The organism is Propioniciclava soli (genome assembly GCF_014858005.1).
GTDB lineage: Bacteria > Actinomycetota > Actinomycetes > Propionibacteriales > Propionibacteriaceae > Propioniciclava > Propioniciclava soli.
Genome location: NZ_JACYOT010000013.1, coordinates 25,013 through 40,220 on the forward strand (window position 1 = coordinate 25,013; position 15,208 = coordinate 40,220).

The 15,208-nt window shown below is 72.6% G+C and carries 16 protein-coding genes; 10 read left to right on the plus strand and 6 right to left on the minus strand.

Annotation, left to right across the window (positions count from 1 at the left end):
* Positions 1 to 3: 3 nt before the first annotated feature.
* Positions 4 to 693 carry a TetR/AcrR family transcriptional regulator gene (locus IFY26_RS12800; RefSeq protein ID WP_232549400.1) on the minus strand — a complete coding sequence of 230 codons (690 nt, stop codon included), beginning with the start codon at positions 691 to 693 and terminating at the stop codon, positions 4 to 6.
* A 98-nt stretch (positions 694 to 791) separates the two neighbouring features.
* Between IFY26_RS12800 and IFY26_RS12805 the strand changes: the two genes are divergently transcribed.
* The 3 genes from IFY26_RS12805 to IFY26_RS12815 are packed head-to-tail and all read left to right on the plus strand — an operon-like array spanning position 792 to position 4,338.
* On the plus strand, positions 792 to 2,036 hold the full coding sequence (locus IFY26_RS12805) for an acetyl-CoA C-acetyltransferase (protein WP_232549401.1): 1,245 nt from the start codon (positions 792 to 794) through the stop codon (positions 2,034 to 2,036).
* The gene (locus IFY26_RS12810; protein WP_232549402.1) at positions 2,036 to 3,439 is read left to right on the plus strand and encodes a 3-oxoacyl-ACP reductase; all 1,404 of its coding nucleotides are present in this window, start codon (positions 2,036 to 2,038) and stop codon (positions 3,437 to 3,439) included. Before IFY26_RS12805 ends, IFY26_RS12810 begins: the two co-directional genes overlap by 1 nt.
* Positions 3,439 to 4,338: a MaoC/PaaZ C-terminal domain-containing protein gene (locus tag IFY26_RS12815; protein ID WP_232549403.1), complete on the plus strand. Its 900-nt coding sequence runs from the start codon at positions 3,439 to 3,441 to the stop codon at positions 4,336 to 4,338. Before IFY26_RS12810 ends, IFY26_RS12815 begins: the two co-directional genes overlap by 1 nt.
* A gap of 146 nt (positions 4,339 to 4,484) precedes the next feature.
* Here the strand turns inward: IFY26_RS12815 and IFY26_RS12820 are convergent, their stop codons facing one another.
* Complete coding sequence (locus IFY26_RS12820) at positions 4,485 to 4,706, minus strand: helix-turn-helix domain-containing protein (protein ID WP_232549404.1); 222 nt, start codon at positions 4,704 to 4,706, stop codon at positions 4,485 to 4,487.
* Positions 4,706 to 5,320 (minus strand): hypothetical protein, encoded by a 615-nt coding sequence (locus IFY26_RS12825; protein WP_232549405.1) that lies wholly within the window; start codon positions 5,318 to 5,320, stop codon positions 4,706 to 4,708. Before IFY26_RS12825 ends, IFY26_RS12820 begins: the two co-directional genes overlap by 1 nt.
* Before the next feature lie 107 nt (positions 5,321 to 5,427).
* Between IFY26_RS12825 and IFY26_RS12830 the strand changes: the two genes are divergently transcribed.
* From IFY26_RS12830 to IFY26_RS12855, 6 genes are all read left to right on the plus strand, one after another.
* Positions 5,428 to 6,390 carry a PfkB family carbohydrate kinase gene (locus IFY26_RS12830; RefSeq protein WP_232549406.1) on the plus strand — a complete coding sequence of 321 codons (963 nt, stop codon included), beginning with the start codon at positions 5,428 to 5,430 and terminating at the stop codon, positions 6,388 to 6,390.
* 34 nt (positions 6,391 to 6,424) lie between these two features.
* Positions 6,425 to 7,930 (plus strand): purine-cytosine permease family protein, encoded by a 1,506-nt coding sequence (locus tag IFY26_RS12835; RefSeq protein WP_232549407.1) that lies wholly within the window; start codon positions 6,425 to 6,427, stop codon positions 7,928 to 7,930.
* Positions 7,927 to 8,478 carry a cysteine hydrolase family protein gene (locus IFY26_RS12840; protein ID WP_232549408.1) on the plus strand — a complete coding sequence of 184 codons (552 nt, stop codon included), beginning with the start codon at positions 7,927 to 7,929 and terminating at the stop codon, positions 8,476 to 8,478. Before IFY26_RS12835 ends, IFY26_RS12840 begins: the two co-directional genes overlap by 4 nt.
* A 28-nt stretch (positions 8,479 to 8,506) precedes the next feature.
* Positions 8,507 to 9,187, plus strand: a complete 681-nt coding sequence (locus IFY26_RS12845) for an NAD(P)H-binding protein (protein WP_232549409.1) — start codon at positions 8,507 to 8,509, stop codon at positions 9,185 to 9,187.
* Positions 9,188 to 9,386: 199 nt separating this feature from the next.
* Positions 9,387 to 11,555, plus strand: a complete 2,169-nt coding sequence (locus tag IFY26_RS12850) for a glucose PTS transporter subunit IIA (protein WP_232549410.1) — start codon at positions 9,387 to 9,389, stop codon at positions 11,553 to 11,555.
* Between the two features lie 29 nt (positions 11,556 to 11,584).
* The gene (locus tag IFY26_RS12855) at positions 11,585 to 12,430 is read left to right on the plus strand and encodes a PRD domain-containing protein (protein WP_232549411.1); all 846 of its coding nucleotides are present in this window, start codon (positions 11,585 to 11,587) and stop codon (positions 12,428 to 12,430) included.
* Between the two features lie 7 nt (positions 12,431 to 12,437).
* Here the strand turns inward: IFY26_RS12855 and IFY26_RS12860 are convergent, their stop codons facing one another.
* Genes IFY26_RS12860 through IFY26_RS12870 form a run of 3 tightly spaced genes read right to left on the minus strand, consistent with a single transcriptional unit; the run spans position 12,438 to position 14,435 of the window.
* Positions 12,438 to 13,235, minus strand: a complete 798-nt coding sequence (locus IFY26_RS12860; RefSeq protein ID WP_232549412.1) for a putative RNA methyltransferase — start codon at positions 13,233 to 13,235, stop codon at positions 12,438 to 12,440.
* Positions 13,236 to 13,239: 4 nt separating this feature from the next.
* Entirely contained in the window at positions 13,240 to 14,019 is a 780-nt protein-coding gene (locus IFY26_RS12865; RefSeq protein ID WP_232549413.1) for an SURF1 family cytochrome oxidase biogenesis protein, read from the minus strand.
* Positions 14,019 to 14,435 (minus strand): DUF3099 domain-containing protein, encoded by a 417-nt coding sequence (locus tag IFY26_RS12870; RefSeq protein WP_232549414.1) that lies wholly within the window; start codon positions 14,433 to 14,435, stop codon positions 14,019 to 14,021. The genes IFY26_RS12865 and IFY26_RS12870 overlap by 1 nt, the downstream gene beginning before the upstream one ends.
* Positions 14,436 to 14,484: 49 nt before the next feature.
* Here IFY26_RS12870 and fabG point away from each other — a divergent pair, with 49 nt between their 5' ends.
* On the plus strand, positions 14,485 to 15,201 hold the full coding sequence (gene fabG, locus IFY26_RS12875) for a 3-oxoacyl-ACP reductase FabG (protein WP_232549415.1): 717 nt from the start codon (positions 14,485 to 14,487) through the stop codon (positions 15,199 to 15,201).
* Positions 15,202 to 15,208: the final 7 nt, after the last annotated feature.

Sequence of the window (15,208 nt, forward strand, 5' to 3'; positions counted from 1 at the left end):
TCCTCATGCGGTGGGTGCTGGGTGTGTGGTGGTCGTGGGGGCGGAGGGTGGTGCGGGGGCTGCGGGGGCTGCGGGGGCAGGGGAGGCCGTGGGCGTCTGCGCGGCGAAGGCGGGCTCGAAGAGCTGCGCGACGAACGCGACGATGTCGGCGCGGGGGCGGCGCAGTTCGGTGAGGATCCAGCGGTCGGCCACGGCCCAGACGAAACCGGTGACCCCGTGGCCCCAGGTGTTGGCCGGCGACGGGTCGAGCCCGGCGTCGGTGAGCCAGCCGGCGAACGCGGCGGCGACCTCGTCGCCGATCCGGTTGGTGATGCCCAGCACGGGGTCGGGGGAGTCGCCGGGCCGGGTTGTCACGAACCGGTAGATCTCGACGTCGGCCTCGACGACGCTCAGGTAGGCGTCCGCGAGCGCGGCGACCAACTCCCCGGGGGCCAGCCCGGAGCTCAGCGGGGAGTCCAGGTTGCCGCGGATGAACGCGTGGACGCTCTCGACCACGGCTTCGTAAAGGCCGTTGCGGTCGCCGAAGTGGCGGTAGAACACGGTCTTCGACGTGCTGGCTGACGCCGCGATGTCGTCCATCCCCACCGCGCTGCCGTGCTTGCGGATCGCCCGCAGCGTCGCCTCCACCAGTTCCTGGCGACGGTCGGCATTGTGCTGTGCCCAGCGGGTCGCGCGGCCGTCCGTGGTGGTCATGACGCCACAGTACCCGAAACTCTCGGTACCTGCTACCATCGGTGCCGGATACATCGCGCCGTGGCCCGGGTCCGGCGTCCGAGTTCACAGGAGAGCACATGCCAGAGCGCAGCGCCGTCGTCGTCGGCGGCAACCGGATCCCGTTCGCCAAGGCGGGCACGAAGTACGCGGCGGCGTCGAGCGGGGACATGCTCACCGCGGCGCTGGACGGCCTGGTCGCCCGCTTCGGGCTGGCCGGGCAGCAGGTGGGCGAGGTCGCGGCCGGCGCCGTGCTGAAGCACACGCGCGACTTCAACCTCACCCGCGAGGCGGTGCTGGGTTCGGCACTCGACCCGCACACCCCGGCGTGTGACCTGCAGCAGGCGTGCGGCACCGGCCTGGAGACGGTCATCTACGTCGCCAACAAGATCCGCCTGGGGCAGGCCGACACCGGCATCGCGGGCGGCGTCGACTCCGCGTCGGACGCCCCGATCGTCGTCAGCGAGGGGTTGCGCCGGGCGCTGCTGCGGGCCTCGCGCTCCAAGACGCTGCTCGAGCGGCTGAAGTCCTTCGCCTCGCTGCACCCGACCGATCTCGCGCCGGTGCCGCCGGGGGTCGTCGAGCCCCGGACCGGCCTCTCGATGGGGGAGAGCCAGGCGCTGACCACCGCCGAGTACGGGCTCACCCGGGAGGCGGCCGACGAGCTGGCGCTGGCATCCCACCGGAACCTGGCGCGTGCCTGGGACGCGGGCTTCTTCGACGACCTCGTCACCCCGTACCTGGGCGTGACGCGCGACACCTTGCTGCGGCCGGACACCTCCGCCGAGGCGCTGGCCAAGCTCAAGCCCGTCTTCGGCGGCGAGAACGGCACGATGACGGCCGGCAACTCGACCGCCCTCACCGACGGGGCGGCCGTGGTGCTGCTCGCCGAGGAGGAGTGGGCGCGGGAACGGCACTGGCCGGTGCTGGCCCGCGTGGTGGACGCCCAGGTGGCCGCCACCGACTACGTGACCGGCAACGAGGGTCTGCTCATCGCGGGTGCCCGGGCCATCCCGGTGCTGCTCGAGCGCAACGGCCTCACGCTGGCCGACTTCGACCTGGTCGAGATCCACGAGGCGTTCGCCTCGACCGTGCTGGCCACGCTGGCCCAGCTCGAGGCCGACGGCCACGGCACCGTGGACCGGGCCCGCCTCAACGTGAACGGCAGCTCGCTGGCCGCCGGGCACCCCTTCGCCGCGACCGGCGGACGCATCGTCGCCACGCTGGCCAAGCTGCTCGCCGAGCGGGGGCCGGGTTCGCGGGGTCTCATCTCGATCTGTGCGGCGGGCGGCCAGGCCGTCACCGCGATCCTGGAGGCGGTGTGATGAACGTCCTCGAATCGCTGTACGGCACGCCGCTCGGCAAGAAGGCGGCGGCCCGCCTGGGTCTGGCCGAACCCCCGGTGTTGCGGCGCGGCCGCGAACTGCCGCGCGGGGAGATCGTGCTCGCCACGCTTCCCGGGGGTGGGGTGGCAGCCGAGGCGCTGGCCCTGCTCGGCCTCAGCCCGATCGACCCGTTGCTCGACCTGCCCGAGCGCCGGACGACCGATGACCGCGGCCGGCCGCAGCCGCCGCGCTACGAGCGCCGCCCCGGTGCGGTCGTGATCGACGCCACCGGCGTCCGCGAGATCGCTCAGCTCGAGGGGCTGCGCCAGGTGCTGCGCCCGGCCATGAAGGGGCTGGAGGCCTCCGGGCGCGTGATCCTGCTCGCCACCGACGCGGCCGACGTCTCCGACGTGGAGGCCAAGGCCGTCGCGCAGGCGTTCGACGGCATCAACCGCACCGTGAGCAAGGAGTTGCGCGGCGGGTCGACCGCCAACCTGGTGTTCGTGCGGGCCGGGACGCCGGCGTCCGACCTGTGCTCCACGCTGTCGTTCCTGCTCGAGGGCCGCTCGGCATTCGTCGCCGGCCAGACGTGGCGCGTCGGCCCGGCCAAGGCCGGGGACGCCGCGGGTGCGGAGTACGACCCGGCCCGGCCCTTCACCGGGCGCATCGTGGTGGTCACCGGTGCGGCTCGCGGCATCGGGGCCGAGATAGCGCGTACCTTCGCGCGGGACGGGGCGGCCGTGGTGGCCGTCGACGTGCCGGCCGCCGGCGACGCGCTGGCCGGCGTCGCCAACGCGGTGCGCGGCTCCGCCCTGCAGCTCGACATCACCGTGCCGGACGCCGCCGAGCGGATCGCGGCGCACGTGGCCACCGTGCACGGCCCGCAGGCGAAGATCTGGGCCGTCATCCACAATGCCGGCATCACCCGCGACAAGCTGCTAGCCAACCTGGACGAGGGCCGATGGGCGTCCGTGTTGGAGGTCAACCTGGCCGCGGAGATGCGGATGAACCCCACGCTGCTCGACCCCGACCTGCCCGGCGGGCTGGGCGAGCAGGCCCGCATCGTCGGCATCGCCTCCACCTCGGGCTGGGCCGGCAACAAGGGTCAGACGAACTACGCGGCGTCCAAGGCCGGCGTCATGGGGCTCACGTGGGCCGAGTCGGCCGAGCTGCCCGACCGCCCAGTGACGGCGAACGCCGTGGCGCCCGGGTTCATCGAGACGGAGATGACCGCGGCGATCCCGTTCGTGCAGCGCGAGGTCTTCCGCCGCACCAATGCGCTGGGTCAGGGCGGGCGGCCGGTGGACGTGGCCGAGACCATCGCCTACCTCGCCGATCCGGCCTCCGGGGGGGTGGACGGCCAGGTCGTCCGGGTCTGCGGCCACAACCTGATCGGCGCCTGATGCACACGACCCTCGCCTACGCGGACCTCCCCGCCGTCGCACCGCTGCTCGTGCGCGCGACGGCCAACCACGTCGGACGCCGCCCCCGCGCGGAGGCCGTCCTGCCCACCACCGTGGTGCGCGTGGCCCGCCTGCGGCAGGACCTGGGCCGGCTGGCCGCGTACAACCGCGTGTGCGGCTTCGGGCTGCGGGACGCCGTGCCACCCACGTGGCTGCACGTGCTGACCTTCCCCCTCCAGGCGGCGTTGCTGGCGGGGCCGGACTTCCCGTTCACGCCCGCCGGCCTCGTCCACACGGCCAACACGATGACGCTCCACCGGCCGGTGGCGGTGGGCGACCACCTGGACGTCCTCGTCCGCGCCGAGGCGCTGCGGCCGCACGCCAAGGGAGCGCTGTTCGACCTCGTCGGGGAGGTGCGGGTGGGCAGCGAGCTGGCCTGGAGCGGGCGCAGCAGCTACCTCGCCCGCGGCGCGAGCGCGCCGGCCGGTGCGGACGCCGCCGGCGCCACCGGGGTGACCGACGACCCCGCCCATCCACTGCGTAGCGAAGCGGCGGGCGAACAGCCCAGGACGGCGCAGCGGTGGCGACTGCCGGCCGATCTCGGCCGCCAGTACGCGAAGGTTTCCGGCGACGTGAACCCGATCCACCTCAGCGCCGCGACCGCGAAGCTGTTCGGGTTCAGGCGGGCCATCGTCCACGGCATGTGGACGCACGCGCGGTGCCTGGCTGCCCTGTCGGGGCGCCTCCCGGAGACCTACACCGTCGACGTGGCGTTCACCCGCCCGATCCTGCTGCCCGGCCGGGTCTCGTTCGCGGCGGCGGAGTCCGACGCGGGCGTCCGCTTCGCGGTGCTGGGCCGCGAGGAGAAACCGCACCTGGTGGGTGCGGTGCGTCGCTGACCGACCTGGCACTCACCCGGGTGCTGACGTGGGGTCAGCGCGTCGCGTGCCTGGCATTTGGACCCGAGGAAGTGGCGCCATGGCGCCACTTCCTCGGGTCAAATGCCCCACCACCAGAGCCATCAGACGGTCGTCGTCCCCGCCGCTCACTCCTCCCGGAGGGCGAAGAGATCACCCGGGCTGCAGGCGAGGGCGTCGCACAGCGCGGTCAGCGTCGTGAACCGGATCGCCTTGGCGCGGTTGTTCTTGAGGATCGACAGGTTAATCACGCTGAGGCCGATCCGATCCGCCAGCTCGGTCAGGGTCATGCCTCGTTCGCTCAGCAGTACGTCGATCCTGCAGGTGATCCGGGAATCCTGGGGCGGCATCAGATCACGTGGTCCAGTTCGTCCGCAAGCCGGGCGCCGTGGCGCAGCGTGACCGAGAAGACTACGCACAGGTAGTAGACGAACAGCGGGAACAGGAAGGCGGTGGAATCGGTGGCCGTGTGGGACTCCCAGCCGAGGCTCCCGACGGCCCAGTTGGTGCCCAGCAGGAGCAGGCCCCCCGGCACCAAGGCCAGGAGCAGCACGGCCAGGCTGAGGAGGTTGAGCGCCCGCCGCACGCGCGGCTCGAAGATGCTCTGCGCGGACGCGGCCCGCAGCAACAGGAGGCCCAGCGCGGCCAGGCTCGCCGCCCACAGCAGCGGGGTGAGCGCCTGCCCGGCGTGGATGAACCATCGGGCACCGACGGGCACGTCGTTGACGGGCACCATGGCGCGGTAGGGCCAGGTGAGTTCAGCACCCGGAGCGACCGGCCAGCCGGTGGTGTCCGGACGCCTGGGGCCGTTGCCGGCGAGCGCCACCACGACCACCCCGGAGGTGACCGTGGCCCACGCGTTGACCAGCCCGTAGAGGCCGGTGGCGGTGGCGCCCAGCAGCGTCAGCCACGCCAGGGGGGGCAGGTTGTGTCGAGCGGTGGGGTGCGCGTCTGTGAGGGTCATCGTTCCTCGCCTTCCATAACGAATTTCGTTAATAACGATACTCGCTATGCCTGCCCTGTCAAGGGCGGCGAAGCACCAACGCGGACGGGGTCGCTAGGCTCCTCGGCGTGCCCCGCATCATCCACACCGGCCAGGCGCTGGTGGACGCCGTCGCCCGCGTCCCGGCCCTGCCCGCGCGCGGGCAGAACGTCATGGCGTCCAGCTGGGAGCTGGCGGCTGCCGGGTCGGTGAACATCCTCGTGGCCGCGGCCCGGTCGGGCGCCACCTGCGTGCAGGCCGGCGTCGTCGGCACCGGACGCAACGGCGACCTCGTCCGTGCGGCGCTGGCCGCCGAGGGCATCACCTGGTCGGCCGAGGCGATCCCGGACGCCGACACCGGGCTCTGTCTCGTCCTCGTCGAGCCCGACGGCGAGCGGACGTTCGTCACCACGCTGGGCGCCGAGCGGCGCCTCAGCGTCGCCGCACTGGACCGCAGCGCACCGCGTCCCGGGGACCTCGTCTGCGTGACCGGCTACAGCCTGGCCGTCGAGGCCACGCGCGCCCCGCTCGAGGCGTGGCTGGCGGATCTCCCCGCCGGGGTGGCGGTCGTGCTCGACCCGGGCGCCGTCTTCGCCGGCCTGTCGGACGCCACCCGCGCGGCCATGCTGGGCCGCACCACCGTGTGGACCTCCAACCTCGCCGAGGCCGAGGCGATCCTGGCCGGAACCGAAACCGAAACCGGAACCGGAACCGGGGCGCGGGGCATGGCGGCCACGGCGGCGGCCGTCAGCCGGCTGCTGGCACCGGGCGGCGTCGCGATCGTCCGGGATGGCCCGGCCGGCTGCGCAGTCCACGCCGGCGGCCAGACGACCCTCGTGCCGGGGTTTCCCCAGGAGGCCGTGGACACCAACGGTGCCGGCGACGCGCACACCGGCGTCCTGCTTGCCGAGCTCGCGCGCGGCACGGGCTGGGTGGTGGCCTGCCGCCGCGCCAACGTGGGTGGTGCGATCAAGGTGACCCGATCCGGGCCGGCGACCGCGCCCACCGGGGCCGAGATCGACGCGTTCTGGGCGGCCTGGCCGCGTCCCTGACGGCATGGTCGGGGGCAGGTGGTTGAATGCCGCCATGACGACTGATCCCGTCCGCACCGCGGCGGCCGATCCGGCACCCGCCCGCCTGATCGAGACCAACGGCATCGACATCATCGCCGAGTCCGAGCGCACCGCCCGGCCCCGGGATCTCTTCTGGCCGTGGTTCGCGGCGAACGTCAGCGTGTTCGGCATGAGCTACGCCGCCTTCGTGTACGGCTTCGGCGTCAGCTTCGCCCAGGCGGCGGTCGTCGCGGTCGTCGGCATCGTGATCAGCTTCGCGCTGTGTGGCGTCATCGCCACGGCCGGCAAGCGGGGCTCGGTGCCCACCATGGTGCTGTCGCGGGCGGCGTTCGGCGTGCACGGGCAGAAGGTGCCGGGCATCGTGAGCTGGCTGCTGTCGATCGGGTGGGAGACGTTCCTCGCGATCATGGCGGTGCTGGCCACCTCGACGGTGTTCGAGATCCTCGGGTGGGGCGGTGGGGTCGGCGTCCAGATCGGCGCCACCATCGCCGTGGCCGCGCTCATCGTCGCGACGTCCGTGCTGGGGTACCACACCATCATGCGGCTCCAGTCCGTCCTCACCTGGCTGACCGGCGCGGTCACGATCGTCTACATCCTCGTCACGCTGGGCCACATCGACGCCGCGGCCGTGGGGGCCGTCCCCGCCGGCTCGGTGGGCAACGTCGTCGGCGCGCTCACCATGGTCATGACCGGCTTCGGGCTGGGCTGGATCAACATCGCCGCCGACTGGTCGCGCTACCAGAAGCGCACGGCGTCCAATGGCGCCATCATCGCGTGGAACACGATCGGCGGCTCGGTCGCCCCCGTGGTGCTGGTGGTCTACGGCCTGCTGCTCGCCGGGTCGGACGCCGCCCTGTCCGACGCCATCGCGAGCGACCCCGTCGGGGCGCTGGCCGCCCTGCTGCCGCCGTGGCTGCTCATCCCGTTCTGGTTGACCGCGCTGCTGGCGCTCGTCTCCGGGGCGGTGCTCGGCATCTACTCCTCGGGGCTGACGCTGCTGAGCCTGGGCATCGCCATCCCGCGCCCGGCCGCGGCCGCGATCGACGGCGTCATCCTCACCGCGGGCACCATCTTCGTGGTGTTCGTGGCCGGTGACTTCCTCGGCCCGTTCCAGAGCTTCCTCATCACCCTGGGCGTGCCCATGGCCGCGTGGGCGGGCATTCTCATCGCCGACATCCTGCTCCGCCGCCGCGACTACGACGAGACCGCCCTGTTCGACCCGGCGGGCCGCTACGGCGCGTTCGACTGGGTGTCCATCGGCACCATGGTCGTCGCCACGGTCATCGGCTGGGGGCTGGTCATCAACCAGTTCGCCGCGGACGCCGCCTGGAACAACTGGCAGGGCTACCTGCTTGAGCCGCTGGGCCTGGGCGCCCGCAGCGTGGTGGACGGCGTCGAGAGCTGGGACGGCACCTGGCCCTGGGCCAACCTCGGCGTCCTGTTCGCCCTGCTGTTCGGCTTCGTCGTGACCCTGCTGGCCCGGCGCGGCACGGTTCGATGGCAGGAGGGCCGGGCGTGACGCGTCCGTGGTTGGTCGTCATCGACCCGCAGCGGATCTTCGCCGACCCCGCCAGCGACTGGGGCTCCCCGATGTGGCCGGACGCCGCAGCCGTGATCGTCGACCTGCTGCCGCGCTACGCGGGGCGGACCGTCGTGACGCGCTGGGTGCCGCCGCGGCGGCGTCCGGGCTCGTGGGAGGCCTACATGGCAGCCTGGCCGTTCGCCGGCCGGCCGCCGACCGACCCGGCCTTCGCGCTCGTGGACGCCCTGGTTGGCGTCGACGCCGTCGTCGTCGACGCCCCGACGTTCGGCAAGTGGGACGCCCTGCGCCCGGTGGTGGGGGAGACCCCCGAGCTCGTGCTCACCGGCGTGGCGACCGACTGCTGCGTGATCTCGACCGCGCTGCCCGCGGCCGACGCTGGCGCCACGCTGACGGTGCTCACCGACGCCTGCGCGGGCTCGACCCCGGAGAACCACGCCGCGGCGCTGCAGGTCCTGGGGCTCTACCCACCCCAGATCACCGTGTGCACCTCGGCCGAGCTGCCGCCGGCCGTCCCGCCGGAATGAACGCCGCCGGGCGCGGCGTTGAGGACGCATGGCGAACATCGTGATCATCGGAGGACACGGCAAGGTCGCGCTGCTGGCGGCCCCGCTGCTGGCTGAGGCCGGGCATGAGGTGACCTCGGTCATCCGCAAGCAGGAGCAGGCGCAGGAGGTCGCCGCCACGGGTGCGACCCCGCTGGTGGAAGACATCGAGACGCTGGACGCCGACGGCTTCGCCCGCGTGCTGCGCGGTGCGGACGTCGTCGTGTGGTCGGCCGGCGCCGGCGGCGGCAGTCCCGAGCGCACGAAGGCGGTGGACGCCGACGCGGCGATCCGCTCGATCGACGCCGCGGTGGCGGTGGGCGTCCCGCAGTACGTGATGGTGTCGTACTACGGCGCGCGCCCCGACCACGGAGTGCCCGAGGGCGAGGGCTTCTTCGCCTACGCCGAGGCCAAGGCCACCGCGGACGAGCACCTGCGCGGCACGGAGCTGGGCTGGACGATCCTCGGCCCGAGCACGCTGTCCAGCGACGAGCCGACCGGCCGCATCGACGCCGTCGCCGGCCCGGGACCGCAGGGCGACTCGTCGGAGCCCGGTCCGGCGTCGCGCGGCAACGTCGCGCGGGTGATCGCGGCGGTCGTCGCGGCGGGTGGCCCGGCGCGCACGACGATCGCGTTCACCGATGGCGCCACGCCCATCGACGAGGCGGTGGCGGCCGCGACGGCAGGTTGAGCCGGCGCGACACGTGATTCCCGATCCCCGGCGGCGGCGCCCGCCGGGGATCGTGGTGTGCTAGCTTTCTGCACGAGCAACCAGCTCACTCGGATTGTTACCCGTCTGGGGCAAGACCTGAGACGCCCTGTTGGTGGGGCGCTTTCTCAGGTCTTTTTTGTTGCCTGATGGGTGCTGTTCAAGACAAGGAAGTGCACAGGTGTCCCCAACTCAGACCAGCGCGGCTGAGCAGATCGTCGAGGCCGTCGGCGGCCCCGGCAACATCGCCAGCCTCACCCATTGCGCGACGCGGCTCCGCTTCGAACTCAACGACGCCTCCGTCGTGGACGCGAACGTCGTCGACGCGATCCCCGGCGTCATGGGCTCGGTGCCCCAGGCCGGCAACCGCTACCAGATCATCATCGGTGGTGCGGTGCAGACCTACTACGAGAACATCCAGGCGCTGCCCGTCATGTCGGGCGCGGGCAAGAAGGCGGCCCCGACCGGGGACCTGACCGACGCCGAGGTGAAGGCGCAGGCGCGCGCGGCGCGCGGCAAGTACGCGTGGGTGGACAACTTCTTCGAGTTCCTCTCCGATTCCTTCCGCCCCATCCTGGGCGCCCTGCTCGGCGCGTCGCTCATCATCACGTTCATGTCGCTGATGGCGACGACCGGCGTCATCGGCAACTGGTCCGACCCGACGGTCGACCTGGGGCCGTCGTGGAACTTCGTCAACCTCATGTGGCAGGGCGTGTTCGTGTTCCTGCCGCTGATGGTGGCCTACAACGCGAGCAAGAAGGTGGGGGCCGACCCGTGGGTCGGCTTCGCCATCATGGCCGTGCTGATGCTGCCCGGCTTCAACAACCTCGCCGAGAGCGCGCGGGACATGACGATCGCGGGGCAGGACGTCCAGGTCGTCGACATCTTCGGCATCCCGCTGGCGCTGCGTGACTACGGCTCCCAGGTGTTCCCGCCGCTGCTGATGGCCGGCGTCCTCGGCCCGCTCACGAAGTTCCTGAAGCGGATCATCCCCGAGCAGGTCCAGCTCGTGTTCGTGCCGTTCATCTCGATGGTCATCATGATCCCCCTCACCGCGTTCCTGATCGGCCCGATCGGCATCTACGCCGGCGCGGCGCTCGCCGGGGCCCTGCAGGCCATCAACGCCTTCAACCCGTTCATCTTCGCCATCGTGATCCCGCTCGCCTACCCCTTCATGGTGCCGCTCGGCCTGCACTGGCCGATCAACGCGATCATGCTGCTCAACATCCAGAACCTGGGCTACGACTTCATCCAAGGCCCGATGGGTGCCTGGAACTTCGCGTGCTTCGGCGCGACGGCCGGCGTCCTGTTCATCGCCATGCGCGACAAGGAGATCCAGATGCGCCAGACCGCCACGGGCGCCCTGGCGGCCGGCCTGCTGGGCGGCATCTCGGAGCCGTCGCTCTACGGCATCCACCTGCGGTACAAGCGCATCTACCCGCGCATGTTGGTTGGCTGTCTGCTGGGTGGCCTCGTCGTGGGCATCGGTGGTGGCCTGCGCGCCAGCGCCTTCGCGTTCACGTCGCTGCTCACCATTCCGGTGTTCACCCCGATGGTCGTCTACATCATCGCCATCGCCGTCGCGTTCTTCACCGCGATGATCCTGGTGATCATCTCCGACTACCGCACGCCCGAGCAGCGCGAGGAGTCCCGTCTCGCCCGTGAGCAGCTCGAGCAGGGTGCGCCGCTGGCCGCCGACCGTCCGGCCACCCCGGGCGCCGTCACCGACGGCACCGGTGGCTCCGCGGTCGCCGGTGGGGCCATCCCCGTCGCGTCCGCCGCCACGGCGACCGCGGTCATGGACGCCCCCGCGGCCGACGGCTCGGCCGGCGCCACGGCGGCATCGTCCGCCCCGGCCACGTTCGCGGCCGACGACACCTCGGCCCCGGCCGAGCCGACCGATCGCATCGCCGCGCCGATGGCCGGGCGGGTCGTGTCGCTGGACGACGTGGAGGACAAGGTGTTCTCGTCCCGCGCCCTGGGCGAGGGGGTGGGCATTGAGCCCACCTCCGGCCACGTGGTGGCCCCGATCAGCGGCAAGGTCATCACCGTGCCGAAGTCGGGCCACGCGTTCGGCATCAAGAGCGATGACGGCGTCGAGGTGCTGGTGCACGTCGGCATCGACACGGTGCAGATGAACGGCGAGGGCTTCGACGTCCACGTGGCGAAGGGTGACCGGGTGCACGTCGGCGACACGCTGGTCGACGTCGACCTGGACGCCGTCCGTGCGGCCGGCTACCCGACGACCACGATCGTCGCCGTCACCAACACCAAGAAGCTCGGCGCGGTGACGCCGCTGGTGGGCAAGGAGGTCGGTGCGGGCGACCCCGTGATCGACATCACCCACTGACCGAGCCGGCCTCGCCTCCCGAACCCGCCATGGAGATCCTGCGCGTCTTCAACAACAACGTCGTCCTGGCACGGGGCGACGCGGGGGACGAGGTCATCCTCACCGGCCGCGGCCTGGGGTTCCAGGCCCGGCCGGGCCAACCGGTGGACACAGCCAAGGTGGTCCGGGTCTTCCGTCCTGACGATGGACGCGACCCGGACCACCTCGGCGAACTGCTCGCCGGCATCGCGCCCGAATACGTCCAGCTCGTGGTGGCGGCGCTGACCGACGCGGGGCTGGAGGGGCGGGCGGCGCAGAGCCCCACCCTCGTCATCGCGCTGGCCGACCACGTCAGTTTCGCCGTCCGGCGCCAGCGGCTGGGACTGGCGATCGACTACCCCCTGGTCGGCGAGGTGACCCACCTGTACGCCCAGGAGTACCGCGAGGCGTCCGCCCTGCTCGCCGCGGTGAACGCCCGGATGGACGAGCCGTTGCCCGACGGCGAGGCGGTGGCCCTGACGCTCCACCTCGTCAACGCGGGCTTCACCACGGGCGACCTCAGCCACACCTACACGATGACCGGCGTGATCCAGCAGATGGTCGCCGTCATCGAGCAGACCTACGGCTTCACCCTCGACCCGGGATCGGTGGGGCTCGGCCGCTTCATCACCCACGTGCGCTACCTCTTCGTGCGCATCCACCAGCACCAGCAGCTCGACGAGGGCCACTCCACGATCGGGCAGGCGATCCGCGACGTCCATCCCGAGGCGTTGCGGTGCGCCGAGCGGCTGGCGGCGGTCATGGAGCTGCGGCTGGGGGCGGCCCTCACCGAGGACGAGATCTCCTATCTGACGCTCCACGTGGCGCGCGTGGCGAGCGAGCAGCGGGTGCCCTGAGCGGGGTTCACCCCGCGCGCCGGAACAGCCAGACGCTGACGGCGACCTCGGTGTCGAGGGCGTCCACCGTTGTCGGCGCCCCGTGGAAGGCGTTGGGGCCCATGCCGATCAGGTCGGCCACCAGCGCGGGCGAGGCGGCCAATGGCGCGCGGACGCGCTCGCGAGCGACGGGGGTGAACCGGGCCGACGCGGCGCGCAGCAGTCGGTCGTCCTTGTCGGGCTCGATGCCGAGCAGGCCGTAACGCTCGCGGACCGAGGCCAGGTGCTCGGGATCGGGCGTCACCACGACGAGCAGCCCGCCGTCGCCGAGGACGCGGGCGAACTCGGCCATGTTGCGGGGCGCGAACACGCACAGCACGGCGTCGAAGCGGCGCGACAGCAGCGGCAGGGTGCCCCACGTGTCGGCCACCACGGACGCCAGCCGCCCATGGGCCCTCGCGGCACGCCGGGCCGCCGGCACCGACACGTCGAGATTGACGCCACGGGCGTCGGGGGCCGCGTCCAGCAGCCGGGCCAGGTGGTGGCCGGTGCCGCCCCCGGCGTCCAGCACGACCCGGCTGCCGCGCAGGCGCCGGGCCAGGGCGGCGTCCACCGCGTCGAACGCACCGGAGTCGAGCACGCGGGCACGGGCGTCCACCATCGGGGCGGTGTCGGCGTTGGCCGGGGGAGCGGCGCCGGCGAGATTGACGTAGCGCTGCCTGGCGACGTCGAAGCTGTGACCGGCCGGGCACCGCACCGGCCGCGCCGCCACGTCGAGCGGTGCGGCGCACACCGGGCAGGCGAGCAGCCCGCGGGCGGCGTCCACCACGTCAGGCGTGCCCGGCGGCGTCGCCTGCGGTGTCGCCCGCGGCGCGGGCCTTCACCCGGGCGCGGTCGCGCAGGTCGTTGCGGATCAGCACCACCAGGCCGATGCCCGCGATGGCGGTGAACGCGAACCATTGCAGGGCGTACGACAGGTGCGGACCCTCGTCCTGCGGGGGTGGCTCGACGACCAGGAACGGGCCGTCCTGCGGCGGATCGGAGCTGATGAGGCCGATGTAGCCGCTCACGACGTCGCGGCCGAGCCAGCTCCCGATGGCGGCCGCGTTGATGAGCCGAACCGTGTCGTTGGTGTCGGGCGACGGGGTCAGGGCGTTCTCGGGGCCCTGCTCGTCGCGCCGCACGTAGCCCACCACGGTGACCTCACCGGCCGGCGGGGCGGGCAGGGCGCTCGGGAAGTCCTGGTTGCGGGGGCGTTCGACGAAACCGCGGTCGATGAGCACGGTGGTGCCGTCGGCGGTGGTGAGCGGGGTCACCAGCTCCCACCCGGTCATCCCGCCCTCGGAGCGGTAGCGCACCTGCACCTGGCGCTCCGCGTCATAGGTGCCCGTGACACTGACGCGCTGCCACTGGTCGTGCTCCTCGATCTCCCCGGTGAACACCTGCTCGAAGGCGACGACGGGCGCGCTCTCGTGCTCGAGCACGGTCTCGTTGCGGTCCCGGCGCTGGTCGAGCCGGTCGAGCTGCCAGCGGCCGAGGTTCACGAACGTCACGGCGAGCGCCACGACGAAGACGGTGAGCAGCAGCCACCGCAGCCAGGGTCCTTTCATCACGCCGCCTCCGGGTGCGGGCCGGCCTCACCCGGCACCACGCCGTTCTGTGCGACCTCACCTGGCACGACCTCACCCTGCACGACCTCACCCGGCACGACCTCACCCGGCACCACGTCGCCGGGCACGACGTCGCCCGCGCCCAGGGCGAGTTGGGGGGGCGGTTGCTGGGCGTCGGGGGCGGTGGGCTCGAGGTGGTTGTCGCGGGCGTTGCCGAGCAGCACGGCGATGGCGGGGAGCAGGGCGGCGGCCAGGAAGCACAAGAGGTTGTACGGCAGGGGCGCGAAGAGCCCGGCCAGGAACGCCACGACGCGGAACGCCATGGTCCACAGGTACCGACGCTCGCGGGCGTCCGCGGACAGCGTTGTGCCGTACCGCGCGTCGGTGATGATGGTGGGCCGCATCCGCGAAACCATGTCGGCCAGCCTAGCTCCCACTCCCGACGGCTCACGCTACGGTGAGCGGGTGAGCGAACAGACCCCCCGCAGCGTCCTGGTCACGGGAGGCGCGCGCGGCATCGGCGCCGCGATCGTCGAGGAGTTCCTGGCACGGGGCGACAAGGTCGCCAGCGCCAGCACGTCCGGCCGGGCGCCGGGCGACGCGCTGGGCATCGCCTGCGACGTGACGGACGCCGCCAGCGTCGACGCCGCGTTCGCCGCCGCCGAGGAGGCGCACGGCCCGGTGGAGGTCGTCGTCGCCAACGCCGGCATCACGAAGGACACCCTCGTGCTGCGCATGAGCGAGGCCGACTTCGACGCGGTGGTGGACGTCAACTTGAAGGGCGCCTTCCACGTCGCCAAGCGGGCCAGCAAGGGCATGCTGCGGCTGCGGCGCGGGCGCCTCATCTTCATCGGCTCGGTGGTCGGCCTCTACGGTTCGCCCGGGCAGGTCAACTACGCCGCCACCAAGTCGGGCCTCGTGGGCATGGCACGCTCCCTCACCCGTGAGCTCGGTGGCCGCGGCATCACCGCCAACGTCGTGGCGCCCGGATTCATCGAGACCGACATGACCGCCGTGCTGGGCGAGGAGCAGGTGGCGGGCTACCGGGCGGCCATTCCGTCCGGACGCCTCGGCCTGCCGGCCGAGGTCGCGTCCGCTGTCGCGTTTCTCGCCTCGCCGGAGGCCGGGTACATCTCGGGCGCGGTGCTGCCCGTGGACGGTGGGCTCGGCATGGGCCACTGAGAGCCCC